The sequence below is a fragment of the Paractinoplanes abujensis genome (assembly GCF_014204895.1).
In the GTDB taxonomy this organism is placed as follows: Bacteria; Actinomycetota; Actinomycetes; order Mycobacteriales; family Micromonosporaceae; genus Actinoplanes; species Actinoplanes abujensis.
Window position 1 is genome coordinate 8,791,826 of record NZ_JACHMF010000001.1, and the last position, 14,517, is coordinate 8,806,342.

At 71.6% G+C, this 14,517-nt stretch carries 14 protein-coding genes; 8 read left to right on the forward strand and 6 right to left on the reverse strand.

The features are described 5' to 3' along the window. Window positions 1-2: 2 nt before the first annotated feature. Genes BKA14_RS40615 through BKA14_RS40640 form a run of 6 tightly spaced genes read left to right on the forward strand, consistent with a single transcriptional unit; the run spans window position 3 to window position 5,806 of the window. Window positions 3-1,079, forward strand: a complete 1,077-nt coding sequence (locus BKA14_RS40615; protein ID WP_184956032.1) for a substrate-binding domain-containing protein — start codon at window positions 3-5, stop codon at window positions 1,077-1,079. A 58-nt stretch (window positions 1,080-1,137) separates the two neighbouring features. Next, window positions 1,138-2,175, forward strand: coding sequence for an ABC transporter permease (locus tag BKA14_RS40620; protein WP_184956033.1), 1,038 nt, complete (start codon window positions 1,138-1,140; stop codon window positions 2,173-2,175). Further along, entirely contained in the window at window positions 2,172-2,927 is a 756-nt protein-coding gene (locus BKA14_RS40625) for an ATP-binding cassette domain-containing protein (RefSeq protein WP_184956034.1), read from the forward strand. Before BKA14_RS40620 ends, BKA14_RS40625 begins: the two co-directional genes overlap by 4 nt. Further along, complete coding sequence (locus BKA14_RS45430) at window positions 2,924-3,721, forward strand: PfkB family carbohydrate kinase (protein WP_184956035.1); 798 nt, start codon at window positions 2,924-2,926, stop codon at window positions 3,719-3,721. Before BKA14_RS40625 ends, BKA14_RS45430 begins: the two co-directional genes overlap by 4 nt. Further along, window positions 3,718-5,040: a M20/M25/M40 family metallo-hydrolase gene (locus BKA14_RS40635; protein WP_184956036.1), complete on the forward strand. Its 1,323-nt coding sequence runs from the start codon at window positions 3,718-3,720 to the stop codon at window positions 5,038-5,040. Before BKA14_RS45430 ends, BKA14_RS40635 begins: the two co-directional genes overlap by 4 nt. A 49-nt stretch (window positions 5,041-5,089) precedes the next feature. Further along, window positions 5,090-5,806 carry a GntR family transcriptional regulator gene (locus BKA14_RS40640; RefSeq protein ID WP_203722128.1) on the forward strand — a complete coding sequence of 239 codons (717 nt, stop codon included), beginning with the start codon at window positions 5,090-5,092 and terminating at the stop codon, window positions 5,804-5,806. Between the two features lie 4 nt (window positions 5,807-5,810). Here the strand turns inward: BKA14_RS40640 and BKA14_RS40645 are convergent, their stop codons facing one another. Continuing rightward, on the reverse strand, window positions 5,811-6,770 hold the full coding sequence (locus BKA14_RS40645) for a DUF1152 domain-containing protein (RefSeq protein ID WP_239092654.1): 960 nt from the start codon (window positions 6,768-6,770) through the stop codon (window positions 5,811-5,813). Between the two features lie 62 nt (window positions 6,771-6,832). On the opposite strand from BKA14_RS40645, the gene BKA14_RS40650 reads away from it, so the two are divergent. Beyond that, window positions 6,833-7,630, forward strand: coding sequence for a class I SAM-dependent methyltransferase (locus BKA14_RS40650; RefSeq protein ID WP_184956038.1), 798 nt, complete (start codon window positions 6,833-6,835; stop codon window positions 7,628-7,630). 25 nt (window positions 7,631-7,655) lie between these two features. On the opposite strand, the gene BKA14_RS40655 is transcribed toward BKA14_RS40650, so the two are convergent. Genes BKA14_RS40655 through BKA14_RS40665 form a run of 3 tightly spaced genes read right to left on the reverse strand, consistent with a single transcriptional unit; the run spans window position 7,656 to window position 11,604 of the window. Beyond that, a complete protein-coding gene (locus BKA14_RS40655; RefSeq protein ID WP_184956039.1) occupies window positions 7,656-8,315 on the reverse strand; it encodes a polysaccharide deacetylase family protein in 660 nt (219 codons plus the stop codon). A gap of 13 nt (window positions 8,316-8,328) precedes the next feature. Beyond that, the gene (locus BKA14_RS40660; protein ID WP_184956040.1) at window positions 8,329-8,880 is read right to left on the reverse strand and encodes a DUF3558 family protein; all 552 of its coding nucleotides are present in this window, start codon (window positions 8,878-8,880) and stop codon (window positions 8,329-8,331) included. A gap of 60 nt (window positions 8,881-8,940) precedes the next feature. After that, window positions 8,941-11,604 (reverse strand): ATP-binding protein, encoded by a 2,664-nt coding sequence (locus tag BKA14_RS40665; RefSeq protein WP_184956041.1) that lies wholly within the window; start codon window positions 11,602-11,604, stop codon window positions 8,941-8,943. Window positions 11,605-11,747: 143 nt separating this feature from the next. Between BKA14_RS40665 and BKA14_RS40670 the strand changes: the two genes are divergently transcribed. Then, window positions 11,748-12,260, forward strand: a complete 513-nt coding sequence (locus tag BKA14_RS40670) for a hypothetical protein (RefSeq protein ID WP_184956042.1) — start codon at window positions 11,748-11,750, stop codon at window positions 12,258-12,260. 3 nt (window positions 12,261-12,263) lie between these two features. Here the strand turns inward: BKA14_RS40670 and BKA14_RS40675 are convergent, their stop codons facing one another. Further along, complete coding sequence (locus tag BKA14_RS40675; RefSeq protein WP_184956043.1) at window positions 12,264-13,472, reverse strand: CATRA conflict system CASPASE/TPR repeat-associated protein; 1,209 nt, start codon at window positions 13,470-13,472, stop codon at window positions 12,264-12,266. Between the two features lie 4 nt (window positions 13,473-13,476). Beyond that, window positions 13,477-14,403, reverse strand: coding sequence for a CATRA conflict system CASPASE/TPR repeat-associated protein (locus BKA14_RS40680; RefSeq protein ID WP_184956044.1), 927 nt, complete (start codon window positions 14,401-14,403; stop codon window positions 13,477-13,479). Between the last annotated feature and the right edge of the window lie 114 nt (window positions 14,404-14,517).

A 14,517-nucleotide genomic window follows, 5' to 3' on the forward strand; every position in this document is an offset into this window, starting at 1 on the left:
CCATGGTGAATCGGAAGGTCCTGGCCGCTTGCTGCGCGGCGCTTCTCACGCTGGGCCTCGCGGCCTGCTCGTCGGACAGCGGCACTGCCGCCGGTGGCGACGACAAGAAGGTGTCGGTCACGCTGATCATCAAGACGCAGGGCACCTCGTTCTTCAAGAAGATGGCCGACGGCGCCACGAAGGCCTCGCAGGAACTGGGCGTGAACCTGACCGTCGCCGCCGGCAAGGTGGACGGCGACGAGGACACCCAGATCCAGGCCATCGAGAACGCGGTCTCCCGCGGTGACCAAGGCATCCTGATCACCCCGAACGGCCCGGGAGTGTTCGACGCGATCGCCAAGGCCCGCGACGCCGGCGTCAAGGTCATCGCGCTCGACACGGTGCCCGACCCGGCCTCGCTGGTCGACACGACCTACGCCACCGACAACTTCGAGGCGGGCCGGCTGGTCGGCGAGTGGACGGCCAAGAAGCTCGACGGCAAGGACGCCACGATCGCGCTGCTCGACCTGTTCGGCGACAAGGTGCTGTCCGTGGACTACGACCGGGACCAGGGGTTCCTGACCGGCATGGGCATCGACGTGGCCGACCCCAAGGTCAACGGCGACGAGGCCAAGACCGGCACCTACACCGGGGGTAAGGGCGGCAAGTACACGATCGTCGGCAACCTCCCCACTGAGGGCACCGAGGACGGCGGCCGCACCTCGACCGAGACGCTGCTCAGCAAGAACCCGAACATCAACGTCATCTACGGCATCAACGAGCCGGCCTCGTACGGGGGCTATCAGGCGCTCAAGGCCGCAGGCAAGACCGACGGGTTGATCACGGTCTCGATCGACGGCGCCTGCGACGGCGTGAACTACGTCAAGGACGGCATCCTGCAGGCCACCGCCCAGCAGTACCCGCTGAAGATGGCCGAGCAGGGCGTCCAGGCCATCCACGACCTGGTGGTCAACGGCACCCAGCCCAAGTCGGACGAGGGCAAGGACTTCGTCAGCACCGGCGTCAGCCTCGTGACCGAGGAGCCGATGGACGGTGTGACCAGCATCAACACGGCCGAGGGCCGCAAGGATTGTTTCTGACGGCTGGAGGGCGGGGGCGTGCGAGCGCTCCCGCCCGGCTCAGTTCTGGAGATTTTGGATGACCAATACCGCACCGCCGCCGACCGCGACACCGGATCTGTCGTCGGCCTTTCTTGACCGCTCGACGCCGCTCTCCCGCGTGCGCGACCTGCTGCACCGGTATCCCGCCATCAGCCCCGCCGTCGTCCTGGTCGTCGCGGTGCTCGTGTTCGGGCTGCTCAACGAGCGTTTTCTGGCCCCGGCCAACCTGTCCCTGATCACCCAGCAGGTGGCCGTCGTGGGCACCCTGGCCATCGCGCAGACCCTGGTCATCCTGACCGCGGGAATCGATCTCTCGGTGGGTGCCGCGATGGTCCTGTCGGCCATGGTGATGGCCCAGTCGGCGTCCTCCTCCGGGGTGCCGCCGACGCTCAGCCTGGTGCTCGGGCTGGCCGCCGGCATCGCCGCGGGCAGCCTCAACGGGTTGCTCGTGACCCGCCTCAAACTGCCGCCGTTCATCGTGACGCTGGGGACGCTGAGCATCTTCACCGCCTTGACGCTGCTCTACACCGGTGGCAACACGGTGCGCGGCGCCGAGCTGTCCGACACGCTCAAGCTCACCGGCGAGACCATCCCGGTGCTCGGCATCAAGATCAGTGTCGGCGTGCTCATCATGCTCGCCCTCTACGTCCTGATCGCGTACGTGCTCAAGCGGACCGCGTGGGGACGGCACGTCTACGCCGTGGGCGACGACAAGGAAGCCGCGCGGCTCTCCGGTGTCCGGGTCAACCGGGTGCTGGCCTCGGTCTACTTGGTCGCCGGGGCGATCATCGCGATCACCGCCTGGATCCAGATCGGGCGTACCAGCGCGGCCAGCCCGAACTCGGGGGTCGACCTGAACTTGGACTCCATCACCGCGGTCGTGATCGGCGGCACCAGCCTGTTCGGTGGTCGCGGCGTCATCTGGGGCACGCTGCTGGGTGCCCTGATCGTTGGCGTGTTCCGCAACGGCCTGGCCCTGGCCGGCCTGGACGTCCTCTATCAGACCCTGACGGTCGGCGTTCTCGTGATCGTGGCCGTGGCGGTCGACCAGTGGATCCGAAAGGCGAAGTCATGACCCCCGTTCTCGAGGCGAAAGACCTGGTCAAGACGTACGGGCGGGTGGTCGGCCTGGACGGCGTCGGGCTCCAGCTGCTGCCGGGCGAGATCCTTGCCGTGATCGGTGACAACGGCGCCGGCAAGTCCACGCTGATCAAGTGCCTGACCGGCGCCGAGATCCCGACCTCGGGCGAGCTGTTCGTCAACGGCGAGCCGGTCACCTTCAAACGGCCCCAGGACGCGCGGGCGGCCGGGCTGGAGACGGTCTATCAGACGCTCGCGGTCTCCCCGGCCCTCGACGTGGCGGCCAACCTGTTCCTGGGCCGCGAGATCCGGCGCAAGGGCATCACGGGCTCGGTGTTCCGGGCCCTCGACGTCAAGGGCATGCGCGAGCGGGCCCGGGCCGAGCTGACCGAGCTGGGCATCTCGACGCTGCAGGACGTCACCGTGCCGGTCGAGAACCTCTCCGGCGGTCAGCGGCAGGCCGTCGCGGTAGCCCGGGCCGCGGCCTTCGGCTCCAAGGTGGTCGTGCTGGACGAGCCGACCGCGGCGCTCGGCGTGCGCGAGTCCAATCAGGTGCTCCAGCTGATCCGCACCCTGCGCGACCGGGGGGTGGCGGTCATTCTGATCAGCCACAACATGCCGCAGGTGTTCGAGGTGGCCGACCGCATCCACATCCAGCGCCTGGGCAAGTGCGCGGGCACCATCACCCCGCAGAGCCACTCGATGACCGACGCCGTCGCGATCATGACGGGAGCGCAGACGCTGTGAGCACCTGGGTCGCCGTCGTCGGCGACAACTGCGTGGACCGCTACTCCGGCGGCGAGGAACGCGAATACTCCGGCGGCAACGCCTTCAACGTGGCGGTTCAGCTGGCCCGGGCCGGCGTGACCGTACGCTACTTCGGCGCGGTCGGCACCGACGCGCTTGCGGCCGTCATCCGGTCGGGGCTCGAGGTCAACGGCATCGCGACCGGCGACCTCACCGTGCTCGACGGGCCGACGGCGGTCACCGAGATCAGCGTGGCCGCCAACGGCGACCGCACCTTCGACCGAGAGGACTTCGGCGTCACCGCCGAGTACTTCCCGGCCGACGCCGAGATCGACCGGATCGCCGGGGCCGCCTGGGTCCACATCGGCATGCTGCCCGAGGCCACCCGGCTGCGGAAGGCGCTGGCCGGGCGGGTCACCATCAGCCAGGACTGCGCGGTCGCGACCGGGGTGACCGACCTCGACGTCGCGTTCCTGTCGGCCGGTGAGACCGGCGACGCCCGCGAACTGGCCGCGGGCACGGCCGCCTCCGGCGTGGGCGTGGTGGTGGCGACGCGCGGCGCCGAGGGCTCGGTCGGCCTGAGCGAGGGCCGCTGGTACGAGCAGGCGGCCTTGCCGGCCGACGTGGTCGATACGACCGGGGCCGGGGACAGCTTCATCGCCGGTTTCATCGCGGCTCGCCTGCGCCGCGCCACGCTGCCCGAGGCGCTGGCCACGGGCGCCCGCTTCGCCGCGGCCACCTGTGCGTACCGCTCGGGCTGGCCGCACCGGCCACTGGACAAGGAGTCACGATGACCGACCCCGACGGCACCCTGGCCGCCATCGACGCCGCGATCGCGGCCGGCGCGGCCGACGCCCAGCAGCTGCTCGTCGACCTGGTCGCCGTGCGCAGCGTCAACCCGCGCCAGCCCGGCGTCGACGGCGCCGACTACGAGGGCGGGGAGCGGCGGGCCAACGAGGTCCTGGCCGAGGCGTTGCGCCCGCTGGGGTTCGACCTCAACTGGGTCGAGGTGGCCGAGGGCCGTCCCAACCTGGTCGCCGTGCGGCCGGGCTCCGGCGGGGGCCGGTCCCTCGCGCTCAACGGGCACATCGACACGGTGGCCCCGCAGCGGGGCCGCTTCGACAACCCGTGGCAGGCGGTCGTCGAGGACGGCTACCTGTACGGGCTCGGCGCCACCGACATGAAGGCCGGGCACGCGGCGATGTGGCTGGCCTCCAAGGCGCTGCGGGACGCCGGCGTCACGCTCGACGGCGACCTGCACATCCACTCCGTGGTCGGCGAGGAGACCATGAGCCACGAGATCGGCACCACGGCCGTGCTCGAGGCGGGTTACACGGTGGACGGTGCCCTGGTGCCCGAGCCGACCTCGCCCGAGCCCCGGGTGCTCGACGTCTCCAACGTGGCGGCCGGCAACTATCTGTTCTCGCTGACCGTACGGGGGAAGTCGGCGCACTGGGCCGCCCGCAACCTGGCCATCCGGGCCGGCGGCACCGGCGACGCGATCGGCGTCAACGCCATCGACAAGGCGTTCTACGTCTATCAGGCGATGCGCCAGCTCGAGGAGCAGTGGGCCTTCAGCAAGAGCCATCCGGCCTTCCCGCCGGGCGCGTTCATCATCCATCCGGGGGTGCTGCGCGCGGACGTCGGTGTCGAGGCGGCACCGTTCTTCCCCGACCGGGCCCGCATCGACTACCTGCTGTCGTTCCCGCCCGGCAACACGTCCGAGCAGATCCGCCGGGAGATCGAGCACCACATCCGTACGGCCTCGGACCTTGACCCTTGGCTGCGGGAACACCCGGTCGAGTTCACCTGGACCGACACGTGGCCACCGGCCTACACCGACCCCGAGAGCGAGTTCACCCGGCAGATGATGGCCGCGCGCACCGGGCTGGCCGGCGCCGACCCACGGGTCCATCCGCTGGCTGCTCCGGTCACCGCGGCGGCGCAGTCGGACGCCAACTTCTACGAGGCCCAGGGCATCCCGGCCCTGGTCTGCGGGCCCGGTGACGTCCGCCGGGCGCACGCGGCCGACGAGCGGGTGCGGCTCGAGAACATCGCCCTCTCCGCCGCCTTCCTCGCCCGGGCCGCGCTGAACTGGTGCAACCGACCGTAAAGTGACCCCTGCCTTTCATCCCCAGCCGCTCTCTGCCGAGGAGAGAACCGTGACCGCCAAGATGGCTCCCCAGCTGAAGGAAGACATCCGTCAGCTCATCGCGCAGGACGGGATGGGGCCGGGTGATCAACTGCCGACCGAGCCCGAGCTGTCGGAGCGGTTCGGCGTCTCCCGCAACAAGATCCGCGAGGCGCTGAAGCTGCTGGAGCAGGACGGGCTGGTCACCGCCATCCAGGGCCGGGGCCGGTTCGTGTCGGCCCTGGGGTCGCTGCCGATCGAGCGGCCGGTGAACATCTACGAGAGCATCACCGAGCTGCTGCAGGGCCTCGGCTACACGGTCACCAACGTGGTGCTGAGCGTGGAGGAGTCCACCGCCGACGCCCGGGTCGCCCGCGAGTTGCAGCTCGACGAGGGCGACCCGGTCATCCGGCTGGTGCGGCTGCGGCTCGGCGACGACCAGCCGATGGTCTTCAGCATCAACATCATCCGTCGCGACGCGCTGCCCGGCCCGCTCGAGTACCGCAACTGGGGTGCCTCCATCACCAAGATCTTGGAGGGTCACGGGCACCACGTCGTGTCGTCGATCGCCCGGCTCTCCGCGGCCAACCTGCCCGCCGAGCACTCCACAACGTACGACTTGGCTCAATACGACCCCTGGCTGCTGGTCGAGGAGACGTGCATCTCGCGCGAGGGCGAGCGGGTGCTGTACGCCGTCGACTACCACCGCAGCAGCGAGATCGCCTTCAACGTGGTCCGCCGCCGCTGAGCCGTCAGTGGGGGTAGGCACGGGGGATGCGGGTGGTGACCTCGTTGCGGTAGGCCTCGATCCGGCCGATCACCTGGCGGCGGCCGACCGTGTTCTCGATGCGGTCCAGGTAGAGGCAGCGGGCGGCCAGCTTGTCGAGGTCGACGGTGAAGTAGATCGCCATCAGCGGGTTGACGAAGAGCGTGCTGCCGGTGGTGCGCCGGGTGAACTGCACGTCGCCGAACTGGCCGGCCAGGGCCGCGGCGATCTGGCCGTTGACGATGCTGGGGCGGTCGGGGGTGGCGGCGGCCGCGTCGGCCACGGCGGCCCGGTAGAGCCGCGCCTCCCGCGACGAGCCCGGGATCGACAGCGCGCCCAGGTAGCCACCCTCCCGGTCGAGCGCGGCCAGGTTGTCCAGCACCTCGACGCTGTGCACGCCGTCGTTGGCGTCGATGCCGAACCCCAGGCAGGTCACCAGTTTGACCGGCACGTCGATCCCGGCCACGGCGCCGACGCTGGTCAGATCCTCGACGGGGGTGCCGATCCCGTTCTCGTCGCCGCGCATGAGGATGTCGGTGCCCCCGTCGACCAGCACCACCGCGTCGATGTCGTGCAGCGCGATCAGATGCTCGTACGCCTCCCGCAACGTCTGCACGCCGAGCGGCGGGAAGGCGTACACGGTCGAGGGAAGGTCCTGCGACGCCAGCCACTTGGCCAGCACCCCCTCGGGGAAGTACCAGTCCGGACTGGCCGACGCCGGGGTCACCGCCACCACCTGCTCCGTCAGCCACGAGTCGCGGTCGACCAGTTCGAGCTCGGAGAACGACAGGTTGGCCAGGTGCACCTCGACGCCGCGGTGCCACAGGGCCAGGGCCAGCGGCAGGCCGGCGTAGACGTCGAAGCCGCCACCGGCCCCGGCGATCAGCACGCGGCGGGCGGGGGCCAGCGCAGCGAACAGCGGCGGGGTGTCCAACGAGAACGTCACCGGCCAATGATCGACCATGTCAGCCAACGAGGCTGCCCGACCTGAGGGGATGACCGGCCACCATGACCGACACCAACCGGGAAACACTGCGCACGACATTCGGCCAGGACGCCGAACTCTACGACCGGTTCCGCCCGGCCTATCCGCCCCGGCTGTTCACCGACCTCGACGCGCTGGCCGATCTCGGTCCGCACACTCGGGTCCTGGAGATCGGCTGCGGCACCGGCCAAGCCACCCTGCCCCTGGCCCGGCGGGGATGCCAGGTCGTCGCGATGGACCTCAGCCCCGACATGGCCGCCCGCGCCCGACGGAACCTCGCGCAGTTCCCGAACGTCACCGTCGTCGCGGCGGCCTTCGAGGACTGGCCGCCCCCGGACGGACCGTTCGACGTGGTTCTCTCCGCGACCGCTTTCCACTGGCTCGACCCCGGCCTGCGCATGAGCAAAGTCGCTGACCTGCTGCGGCCCGGCGGATCGCTCGGCATCGTCTCGACTCACCACATCGCCGGCGGCACGAACGCCTTCTTCGCCGACGCGCAACGATGCTACGAACGTTTCGACCCCGCGACGCCGCCCGGCATGCGCCTGACAACCGATGACGAGACCCCGGAGGAGACGGCAGAGTTCGATCGATCGGCACGATTCGGGCCGGTCGCCTTCCGGCGCTACGAGTGGCAACAGACCTACACGGCCGGTGAATATCTGAACCTGCTCATGACCTACTCCGGCACTCGAGCCCTGGCCCCGCAGGCGCGCAACGGCCTGTTGGCGTGCATCGCGCACCTGATCGACGAGGTTCACGGCGGAGCGATCACCAAGCAGTACCGGACCCGGCTTGCGATCGGGCACAAGAAATCGTGAATCGACCCGCGCCCGACGTCGGGCGCTAACCGGCCACCAGCTCGGAGACCGTGACCGCGGTCAGCCCGCGTCCGGCCAGCGCGGTCAGCAGCTCATCGGTGGTGGCGACCACCCCGCGGCGCTTCTCGGTGCCCTCGTGCAGCACCACGATCGACCCTTTCCGCACCGACGTGGCCAGCCCGCCGGCGATCGCCGCGTCGCCCGGCCCACCCGTGTTCGCCGCGACCACCGTGCCCAGCACGGCCCGCAGGTTCTGCCCGGCCGCCGCCCGCAGCATCCGCGGTTTGTAGAACCCCGACCCCGGGCGGAACCACCGGACCGGCCCGTACGCCGCCAGCAGCCGGCTGGTCTCGGCCAGCTCCCGCTCGAACTGCTCGTCGGGCACCAGCACCGACCGCTCGTCGCGCATCAGATGGTTGGCCACCTCGTGCCCCTCGGCCACGATCTGCTCGACCACGTGCGGGTTCGCCTTGATCCGCTCGCCGACCAGGAAGAAGGTGGCCTTCGCCCGATGCCGCCGCAACACCGCGAGCAGCCCCGGCGTCGTCTGCGGATGTGGCCCGTCATCAAAGGTCAGCCCGAACACGGGCTCCGCGGTCTCGACGAACCACAACACGTCACCGGGAACGGCCCGCGACAGCAGCCGGACCGCCGGCTCCCGCCACCGCAAGAACACGTCAACCATGAGTCATCGTAGGTCAGACCCGGGGCAGCAGGACCTTGGCGACCTTCTTGGCCTCGGCCAGGTTCTGCTCGTCGGAGCCACCGCGGGAGTAGATGTCGAGCTGGACCGTGCCGTACAGGACGTAGAGGTGGCCGGAGAGCAGGAACGCGTCCTCGCCCACGCCGTCGACCGGGGTGGCCTCGGCGATCATCACGTCGAAGTCGGACGCCGTGGTGCGGCTCAGGAAGACCGCGAGCTGGCCGCTCTCCTGCTGCCACTGGCAGAAGCGGGTGGCGTCGCCGGGTTCGGCGCCGTCCTCGTCGATCTGGGTGATCGTGCGGCCGGTCAGCGACGTGACCTCCTGCTTGGAGAGCAGCCGGCACACGTCGGGGATGTCGCCGGAGTCCTTGACCGAGCCGAAGCCCGAGTCGGCGGTGGGCTCGGTGCCGGCCGGCGTCGGCTTGGCCTTGGCCGGGGTGGTCTGGGCCGGGGCGGGCGTGCCGTTGACGGCGGACTCGATGAGGCCGCAGCCCCCGGTCAGGGAGACGGCGGCGAGGGCGGCCAGGGCGACGAGGCGGTGCTTCACGAAGTCTCCTCAAGAGAAGTGCTGTTGGGGAAGACTTTGTGCGAGGCCGCCAAAAAATCCCTAAAGAAGCTCGGCCACCGCCCGGTCCAGCGACGTCTCCGACGCTGCGCGGTACGCGCGGGCCACCTGAGCGGGTGACAGCGCGGCGCGGGCGGCGGCCTCGGCGGCGTCCCGGTCGGCGATCTCGTCGGGGGTGAAACTGGGCGCGCCCAGGGCCGACCGTTCCCGCTCGGCCAGCACGAGCAGCCGCAGCCCGTTCTCCGCGGCGGATTCGAGCACGTCCAGCTGGGCCAGGCCTTCCACGGCGTCCAGCTGCCCCTCGGTGATGCCCAGCTCGGTGTAGATGGCCAGAGCCTCGCGCATCGCCGTACGGGCCGGTTCGTAACGGCCCCGCCGCCGGTCGATCATGGACAGGTTGCTCAGCGCCGCCGCCTCGCCCCGCCGGTCGTTGAGGGCGCGGAACCCGGTCAGCCCCTTCGTGAACAGCTCCTCGGCCTCGTCCAGGCGGCCCATGCAGCGCAGCGTGCCCGCGGTGTTGTTGGAGGCCGCGGCCACCATCCGGGCGTCGTTCTCGCGCTCGGCCACCTCCAGCGCCTCCCGTCCGAAGGCCAGCGAAGCCGGGTAGTCCTCCTGGGCCTGCGCGGTGATCAGCAGATTGTTCAGCGCCGCGATCACGCCCTTGCGGTCGTCCAGGGTGCGGAAGGTGGCCAGTCCTTCCTCGCCGAGCTGCCGGGCCCGTACGAGGTCACCTGAGTTGCGGGCCAGCGCGGCCGCCGCCCGCAGCGCTCGGGCCCGCAACGCGGACGGTTCCGCCGAGCCCGCCAGCGCCCGGTCCAGCCACCCCAGCCCCTCGGCCATCCGCCCGGCGACCCACCAGTACCACCACATCGCGGCCACGATCTCCAGCCCGCGCGCCGGATCGCCTTCGCGCAGCGCCCAGTCGGCGGCGGCCACGATCGTGTCGTGCTCGGCTCCGATCGTGGTCACCCACGCGGTGTGCGCGGGCCCGTCCACGGGCGGCGGCGTGGCCAGCCTGGTCGTCCAATAACCCACCAGTTCCCCGTACGCCGAGGCGCGCTCGGCCGGACCGAGGCGTTCGCGGGCGTACTCGCGGATCGTCTCGATCAGCCGGTAACGCCCGTCCCGCCACTCGACCATGGACCGGTCGACCAGCTGGGTCAGCGGGTCGAGCGGGTCCCCGCCGGCCACCGCGGCCGCCGCCGCGAGCTCGAAGCCGCCCGCGAACACGCCCAGCCGGCGCAGCAGCTCCTGCTGGGGGACGTCGAGCAGCTCGTACCCCCAGTCGATGGCGGCCCGCATCGTCTGGTGCCGGGCCACCGGGGAGCGGCCGGTGAGCAGGTCGAGCTGGCGGTCCAGGCGCGACACGACCTCGGACAGCGGCAGCGCGCGCAGCCGGGCCGCGGCCAGTTCGATGGCGAGCGGCAGGCCGTCCAACCGGCGGCACAGCTCGGCCGCCACCGCCTGTTCGGCCGGGGCCAGCCCGGTGCCGCCGCGCGCCGCGGCCACCCGATCGGCCAGCAGCCGTACGGCGTCGGAATGCGGGTCGGTGGAACCGGGCGCGGGAGTGGCCAGCCCGCCCAACGTGAAGATCACTTCGCCGCTGAGCCCGAGCTGTTCCCGGCTGGTGGCCACGATCCGCAACCCCGGGCAGGCCGCGAGCAGGGTGTACGCCAGCTTCGCGGCCTCGGCCAGCACGTGCTCGCAGTTGTCGAGCACCAGCAGGACCCGCCCGCTGAGCTGCCGCGTCACCGTGTCCAAGATCGGGGTGCCCGGTTCCTCGCGGATGCCCGCCGCCGCGGCCAGCCGGATCTCCAACGGGCCGTCCCGGTGCTCGGCCAACTCGACCACGTGCACCGTCTCGTGGTCGGCGGCCACCTCACGGGCCAGTTCGACACTGAGCCGGGTCTTGCCGGCCCCGCCCGGCCCGGCGATCGTCAACAGCCGGGCCTGGCCCAGCAGCTCGATCACCCGGTCGAGCTCGGCCCGCCGCCCGATGAACCGGTTGCGCTGAGCCGGCACACCGGGCGCGGGCCGGTCGAGGGTCGGGTCCTGCCGGCGCACGGCGGCGGCCAGCGCGTCCAGTTCGGGGCCGGGATGGGCGCCCAGGTCGGCCAGGGCCGCGGCCGTCCGGTCGTACGTGGAAAGGGCCTCGCCGGACCGGCCCGAGCGATAAAGGGCCACCATCAGCAGCCGCACCAGGCCCTCGGCGGTGGGCTGAGCGGCCACCCACCCGGCCAGCTCGGTCGCCGCCTCGACGTGCCGGCCGTCGGCCAGGGCCCGCTGCGCCCACTCCTGCCGGGCCTGCAGCCGCAGCTCGGCCAGCCGGGCCGAAGCCGCCGCGACGGACGGCCCCGCGGCCACCCCCTCGTACGGGTCGCCGCGCCACAGCCCCAGATCCCGTGTGCGCTCGAACTCGGCCGCGTCGAAACCCGCCCCGGTCAGGTCGAGCCGGTAGCCGCCGGCGCCCGTGCCGACCCGGTCACCCACCACCTTGCGCAACGCGGAGACGTGCATCTGCAGCGTCGCCGTGGCCGTCGACGGCGCGCCGTCCGGCCACAACTCGGTAAGCAGCCTGTCCACCGTCACCGGTTTGCCACCGGCCGCCAGCAGCACGGCCAGCAACGCGCGCGGTTTCGGTGGCACCGCCACCTCGCCGTTGTCGTCGTCGCACACCCGAACCGGCCCCAGAACCTCGAACCGCACCCGCGCCTCTTTGGTGGATTTTTGGCGGCGCCGGTCAGGCTTCCCGCACAGGTCGGACAGGGAGTGAAGACATGCTAAGTGCACGGCGGACCGGTGCAGCGATAATGACCACGATCGTGTTGGCGACACTGACCGCTTGTGGGATGGAGGAAACACCCATCACGGCCGATGCGGACAACGGCGGCGACTTCTCGCTCGGCCCGAAGGTCACACTGACCTTCGACCTCGACGGCGCGACCGCTCTCTCAGGCCGGCAGACCGCCCTCGCCCCGTCGCTCAACGGCAAGTTCCTCGACAGCTGCGACGAATACTCCCGCGGCACCCGGCAGGACGACGGCAAGACCCTGTACGCCATCGCCGGTCTGCTCGACGGCGACGTCTCGGGCCGCAAGGTCACGGTCGAGCTGTGGGTCGACGACTACGCGGGCCCCGGTTCCTATCCCAAGGACCAGCTGGTGGCGCCGGGCTCGCGGCCCAGCATCGCCATCGATAACAAGATCTACGGAACGTGGCCCGACTCCACGTCGAGCTCCGTGACCACCGACAACAAGGGCGGCGGCACGTGGACGTTCAAAAAGCTGGCCACGACCGGCGAGGGCGGCCTCCCGGGCGACGCCGTCACCGGCAGCATCAAGTGGACCTGCAAGAACCCGTAACCCTCAGCGGGGCCGCCGGGTGTAGGCGTCGAGACCCTCGAACACGCCCGGTTCAAGCCAGCTGCCGCCGCTGGTGTCCGGTTCGCTGCCGGCCAGCATGAGACGCCGTACGAGGGATTGTTTGGCCTTGGCGCTGTCGGCGAGCCGGATGTAGCCGTCGCCGATGCCGGCCGGCAGCACCAGGTCGCCCGCCACCACCAGGATCGTCTGCCGCTCCAGGGCCATGGCCAGACCGGCCTCGAACATGAGGTCCTGACTCGGCCGCATCACCCCGGCCTCGTTCGTCACCTCGGGGGTGGCCACCACGATGGTGACCGCGGCCAGGTGCAACCCGGCCAGCATGATCTCCCGCGTGGTCGGCATGAGCTTGTGCGTGGCCTCGACGCACTCGTCGCGCTCGATCGGTTTCAGTCCGATCGAGCGCAGGAAGACGTGCATCCGGTCGCGCACCTGCTCGTCGGAGGCGCAGACCAGCACCCGGCGGGCGGTCTCGCTGACGGAGGTCGGCGCCACCGGCACCGAGAAGGCGGGAGGAGCGGTGGCGGGCGGCGGCGGACGGCCGAGCAGGCGGGCCACGGGCGGCAGGGCGGCACTGCCGTCCGACCACGTCCACGCGTTCAGTTCGGCCGAGCGTTCGGCCGGGGCCAGCACGAGCAGCGACTGCGGGCCGGCCTGCTCCACCGGGTCGTACGTCACCAGGTGCTCGCCGACCCGGGTACCGCCGGCCCACCAGCGTTCGGGCAGCTCGACCGGGAGCCCACCGGTCAGCTCACCGGCCAGCACCGGGTCGATCTCGCGCGGGGTCCCGTCCTCGATCTTGGCTTGATAGAGGTGGGCCCGGGTGAGCAGCCCGTCGGGCCAGGGCGCGGCGACGCCGACCCAGTTGTTGATCAGTTCGGACCAGTCCAGGTGGGACGGATCGCGGTGCGACAGGATCACCGACACGTTGAGCATGTCGTCCACGCGCCGCGCCACCGCTTGGTAGTCGGCCCCGATCCGCTCCTGGGCGGCCAGCACCGTCTCGGTGCCGCCGGGCAGGTCGGCGACAGCGGCCGGCAGATGCTGCGGCAGCTCGGGCACGGGGCTGCCCATCCCCAGCTGCAGCCGGCAGTTCAGCCAGATCCGGCGCGCCTCCGCGTACGCCGCTGCGGCCCGCGGACCGGTCAACGGGGCGAAGATGTGCACCACCAGCTCGGGATCGACCACGCGCATGCGATCACCGGGCCTCGGCGTCGAGGGCGATCGACAGGCGGCGCAACCGGGCGTGGATCGGCGGTGGGCAGGGCAACGCCGGGCTGCCGCCGACGCGGCCCAGCCGGATGGGCCCGAGCGATTCCAGCTGCCCGGCCGCGGATCCGAGCGCGTGGCCGTCGGACGCCTCGGCTGCGTCCAGCGCGATCCGGAGCGCGCGGTCGACCCGCTGCCACCGCGCCTCGGCCAGCCGCCAGCCGGCCACCTTGCTCGCCGACTCCCTGACCTCGCGCACCAGGCTCGCCGACAGGCCGTGCATCCTGGCCTCGTAGCGCAGGCGGGCCGCGAGGGCCAGGGAGCGGGTGCTGGGGCCGGTGCCGTCGCCGGGCCGGGTGAGCACCACCAGTCGCCGGTTGCGGCTGTGCGGCCCGGCCGTGACGTCCCAGATCAGCGTGCCCGGCCGCAGTTCGCGCGGATGCCGCCACCATCCGTCGGCGTCGTCCGGCGCGGGCGGCAGCGCGGCGGCCCAGCGACGCGCGTCGGTGTCGGCCGCGGAGCGCCGGGCGCCGAAGACGAGACAGGTGCCGATGGCGGTGCCCAGGACACCCTTGGCCAGCTGCGACCACCATCGGGTGAAGTCGGCCCACCCGTTCGCCGAGCCGATGCGGACCCGGCGGGCCGACGCCGGCGTGCGCGCGGCGAACAGCAGCGACACGGTCAGCAGATCCCGCTCGCACCGGGCGGTCAGCTTGTACCGGCCCGCGTGGTCGCGCGCGGCGGCGATCGGCGCGGCCGGCAGATCGACCGGCACGCCGGGCGCCGTGGCCTCGGAGAGGCCGAGCAGGCTGCGGCATCGCGCCCAGAAGGCGCCCGCGTCGGTCCACGTGCCGGCCGACTGGGGGCCGCTGAGGGGCAGGAAGGCGTGCGCCGCCAGCTCTTGATCCTCGGTCACCGCCACCTCCCGTCCGCCGGGGTGCGATTGTGCTGACGACTGTAGCCAGCACGAGCACATCCGCGGACTCGGCCGATCCGGTGACGCGTTCCGGCTGACGAACCATCCGTCCGT

Excerpts from the sequence above, each read along its gene's own strand:
- BKA14_RS40625 (WP_184956034.1), top strand. The coding sequence starts at position 2,172 with ATGACCCCCGTTCTCGAGGCGAAAGACCTGGTCAAGACGTACGGGCGG.
- BKA14_RS40650 (WP_184956038.1), top strand. The coding sequence starts at position 6,833 with ATGACCGACACCAACCGGGAAACACTGCGCACGACATTCGGCCAGGAC.
- BKA14_RS40620 (WP_184956033.1), top strand. The coding sequence starts at position 1,138 with ATGACCAATACCGCACCGCCGCCGACCGCGACACCGGATCTGTCGTCG.
- BKA14_RS40655 (WP_184956039.1), bottom strand. The coding sequence starts at position 8,315 with ATGGTTGACGTGTTCTTGCGGTGGCGGGAGCCGGCGGTCCGGCTGCTG.
- BKA14_RS40635 (WP_184956036.1), top strand. The coding sequence starts at position 3,718 with ATGACCGACCCCGACGGCACCCTGGCCGCCATCGACGCCGCGATCGCG.
- BKA14_RS40670 (WP_184956042.1), top strand. The coding sequence starts at position 11,748 with ATGGAGGAAACACCCATCACGGCCGATGCGGACAACGGCGGCGACTTC.
- BKA14_RS40615 (WP_184956032.1), top strand. The coding sequence starts at position 3 with ATGGTGAATCGGAAGGTCCTGGCCGCTTGCTGCGCGGCGCTTCTCACG.
- BKA14_RS40675 (WP_184956043.1), bottom strand. The coding sequence starts at position 13,472 with ATGCGCGTGGTCGATCCCGAGCTGGTGGTGCACATCTTCGCCCCGTTG.